Source organism: Treponema sp. R6D11, assembly GCF_054786075.1.
The window spans coordinates 1-473 of sequence record NZ_BDHD01000855.1 but is presented as its reverse complement, the minus strand read 5'-3'; the positions used below and the strand labels follow the sequence as shown (position 1 = coordinate 473).

Genomic DNA, 473 nt, shown 5'->3' with positions numbered 1-473 from the left:
GTGCTTACCTGCACCCTGTCCCCTCCGGGCAGGTATTCTATGACGGGCTTTTTTACCAGAACCATCGCGGGGACTTCCATAAGCCAGGAATCCTTCAATTTGATTCTTAAAAGCGAATCGTCGGGTATTTTGGACACGGGAAGGTCAAGGCCGAAAACCGGGAGAACGATGAAAAATATGAGAAAAACCGTTAAAAAACGTGACATATACTTTTATTATCGGCATATTTTTAGTATAATTACCATATACGGAGGGAATATGAGGTTATATAACCGCGCTCAGGTGCTGCTTTTTTCGCTTTTATCGGGGCTTATTGTCCTTCTTTTGGCCCTTGGGTTTGGACTTGTAAAACCCGCGCAACACGAAACGTCTTTGGAAGCCGAAGACATGCAAGAGGCGAATAGCCAACCGGCTGAAAAGCCCGCAACCGATGACTTTAAACTTATGCAGGCCGAATATAAGCCCCTTACTAC

Annotated in this window: 1 pseudogene; it reads left to right on the top strand. The window is 45.5% G+C overall.

Annotated features, from left to right (window positions below):
* Positions 1 to 258 precede the first annotated feature (258 nt).
* Positions 259 to 473: pseudogene (locus tag ACYVTD_RS16500) on the top strand (hypothetical protein); the annotation flags it as partial.